At 72.4% G+C, this 3,397-nt stretch carries 2 protein-coding genes; both read right to left on the reverse strand.

Going from position 1 to position 3,397, the window contains the following annotated elements; translation table 11 throughout:
• Positions 1 to 2,895 (reverse strand): phage tail tape measure protein (locus tag AX737_RS00150; protein ID WP_066918040.1); only part of this gene is annotated, 2,895 nt, incomplete at its 3' end.
• Between the two features lie 119 nt (positions 2,896 to 3,014).
• On the reverse strand, positions 3,015 to 3,397 hold a 383-nt coding region (locus AX737_RS00155), incomplete at its 5' end, for a hypothetical protein (protein ID WP_210173122.1).

Raw genomic sequence — 3,397 nt, forward strand, 5'->3', positions numbered from 1 at the left:
GCCCGCCTGCCCCGAGGCGTCGGCCCCGGCGGGCAGGGCCTTGACCTCGACCGGGACCGCCCCGCCCGAGCCGCCGCCGAACCAGGAGGGCAGGATCGAGCGGATCGTCTCGGCCAAGCCGCCCGCGGCCGCGCCCTCCGGGGCGACCGGGCGGGTCGGCGACACGGTGAGGGCGGGCAGGCGCGGACCCTGCGGGCCGAACCCGCCGGGCCCCTGCAGGGCCCGGGCGATCGCCGCGGGGTCCTGCGGGCCGGAGAGCCCGAAGCCCACCGTGCCGGTGTTGCCGATCCCGCCCATCCCATCGGGCCCGAGCGCGGTGAGCGCCGGGAAGGCCGGCCCGTCCCCCTGCAGGCCCGGGTTGCCGAGCGCCATCGAGGGAAAGGTCTTGGCCCGGTCGCCGAAGGCCATGTCGCCGAGCCGCGGGTCGAGGAAGCGCAAGCCGCCCTCGATGAACCCGTGCTCGAAGCTCGGCAGGGGCAGCACGTTGTTGTCGACGGCCGCCTGGGCCAGCGGCCCCAGCGCGACGCCGGCCGCGACCTGCCCCACCGTGCCGGCCGCGCTGGCGAGCTTGCCGGGGGCCTTCTTCGGGGGCTTTCCGTCGGCCCCGACAGTACCGGGCGCGCCCGGGAGCGCGCCCTTGGCCCCGAGCGCGACCGCGGCGCGGGTGAGGGCGGCCGCCGAGCCGTCGAGGGCGACCGCCGAGCCCTTGAGCGCGGTGTCGCCGCCGAGCAGCCCCTTGGCGAGGTTGAAGGAGGCCACCGCGCCCTTGAAGGCCACGAGCGCGCCCGTCACCCCGGCCGCAGCGACCCCCATCTTGAGCACGCCGTCGGGCAGGTTGGAGACCTTGTCGACGACGTTCCCGGCCGTGTCGTAGAACCGGGTCAGCGGGCCGTCCGTGACCTGGCCGAGGCGCATGTAGAACGTCTCGACCGAGCCGATCATGCGCTGGTAGGCGCCGTAGGCCCCCTTGTTGATGTCCTCGCCGACCTTCTCGGCCCGGTTGCCCGGGGTGTTGCGGAAGGCGACCACGTCCTTGTCGAGGGTCTTGAGGTCCAGTGCCTGGGCGCGGCCACCGTGCTCCTGCCCGAACAGGTACTTGGCGAGCGCGGGCGTGAGGCCCTTGGCGATGACGTCGCGCATCAGGCGCTCGATATCGACCGCGCCCGTCGAGGCGTTGAGGAACTCGTTGACGCTCTTCGCGATGCGCTCGGCGTCGTTGGCGTTGACGGTCCCCTTCTTCGTCTTGCGGGCAAGGCTCTCCTGCACGATGGCGGAGACCTGGGGCACGAACTCCTCGCGGTTGCCCACGACGGCCTCGTCCTGCATCAGGGCGTGGATGCGCGCCTGCTGATCCGCGCTGAGCCCCTTGCCGAATTTCTGCTTGAGCGCCGCATTGAGGTTCTGCGCCGAGAGTTCCTTGCCCTGCTGCACGTACTGCGAGTGGTCGATGCCGGCCGCCGCCAGCGCACCGAGCCCCTTCGAGGTCGGCACGGCGAGCCGCGTGGCGGCACCCCGCACGAAGTTACCGGCCATCGAGCCTTCGTAGCCGATGCGGCGGAGCTGGGCCGCCATGGCGTCGGCAAACTCCGGCGAGAACCCGCCGACCGTGCCCGGCGCCGCGCCGAACTTGGTGTAGCCCATCACGTCGTTGTGGTCGGCGCCCGAGCTTTTGGCGAACTGCACGAGCTTGTTGGCGGCGTCCTTGGCCGAGGCGCCGGCCGCCTCGGGCGTCGCCATGTCCATGCGCATGCCGAGCATGCGCCCGAGGAGCGCCTCGGAGGCCTGATCCATGGTGGTGCCCATGGCCAGCGCGTAGTTCTTCGAGTTCTCGGTGATCGCCTTGATCACCGCCGGGTCCTTCAGGTGGTCGGGCAGCGCCGAGCCGATGCGGGTCTGCGCCTTGACCACGTCCGGGTTCGAGAACCGGGTGTCCTGGCCGATCTTGATAGCCTGGGCGTTGAGCGTCTTCTGCTGAGCCTCGTCGATGCCGAGGATCGCCCGCTGGCGGCGGGTCGCCTCGTCCATCTCGAGCCAGCCGTCGCGAGCCCGCCCGTAGGCGTTGCCGAGCATCACGCCGACGCCGAGCCCGGAGGCCGCCTCGACGAAGCCGCCGCGGCCGTCGCGCGCGGGGTCGGTGGGCGCGCCGCCCGCCATCGTGCCGGTCGCCTGCGGCAGGGCCACCACCGCCGGGCGGCCGGCCGCCGACATGCCCTGCGCCAGCCGCTGCGACTGCGCCCGGGCCTCGGCCTGCCGCTGCAGCTCTGCGGACTGGCGCCGGCCCGCTGCGGCCATGCCGTTGGCGAGCTTGTCGTTCGTTTGCATGAGCTGGCCCTGGCGGGTCAGGGCCGCATTGGCGCCATCGACGGCCCCCTTGAGGCGGTTCTCCTCCGCGACGAGCCGCCCGATCACCACCCCTGAGCCGGAGAGATCGCCCTTCACGGCCTTGAGCGCCGCGGACTGGCTCTCGAAGGCGGTCGCTGCCGCCTTCACCGAGCGCTGGGCGCTGGTCAGCTGCCGCTCCAGGTCGGTGACCTGCTTCCGGGCGGCCGCCATCTCCTGCGCGACGGCACCGTTCTTCGAGAATGACTTCACCCCGTCGAAGGCCGCGGCCGCCTTGCGGGCACCGTCCAGCGCCGAGGCGATCCGAGCCACCTCGGCCTGGGTCGTGCGGAAGGTGGTGCGGGCCTGGGCGAACGATGCCTGCACCCCGCGGAAGCGCTCGATCTCCTTGAGCGCCGCGGCCGCGCGCTCGGCCTCCTTGCCGAGCTTACCGATGTCAGCGGAGACCTTCGCGCCTTTACCGATGTCGCGGAAGTTCTTCTTGATCGCGTCGAAGGCCTTGCCGGTGCGGTCCTCGGCGGAGATGACCGCCTTGGCCTCGATGATCCGCCCCATGGCTCAGCGCCTCCGCGCCGCGGCCTCCCGTTTGCGCTTCTCAGCGCGGGCAAGGGCGCGGCCGTACCAGTGGATGATCTGCTTCGGGGTGAGCCGGCCGACCGCGTCGAGGGGCTGGTTCAACTCGAAGACGATGTCGTCGGCGAGGTCGGCGAGGTTTCGCTGTCCGCGCCGGGATCCCGGAAAAAACCGAGCACCAGCTTGCGCACCTCGCGGGCCACGCGCCACGAGCCGGGGGCGAGCTGGGCCAAGAGCAGCGGGTCCTTCGGGGCGACGAGGCAGGCCTGGGCGTAGGCCCAGATCACGTCCGGCTTCTCGACCTGAAACAGCGTGCCGTCCTGGGACTGGCCGATCGTGTGGGGCTCGCCCCCGCAGGTGACGTAGTCGTCGTAGGTCGGCTCGCGGAACACCAGTTCGCGAATGGGATCGCCGTGACCGAGCAGCGGCTCGGGCAGGGTGAGGCGGTGGGTCTGGCTCATCGGGCGGGGGCTCGGGTGCGGCG

Source organism: Methylobacterium sp. CCH5-D2 (assembly GCF_001556475.1).
In the GTDB taxonomy this organism is placed as follows: Bacteria; Pseudomonadota; Alphaproteobacteria; order Rhizobiales; family Beijerinckiaceae; genus Methylobacterium; species Methylobacterium hispanicum.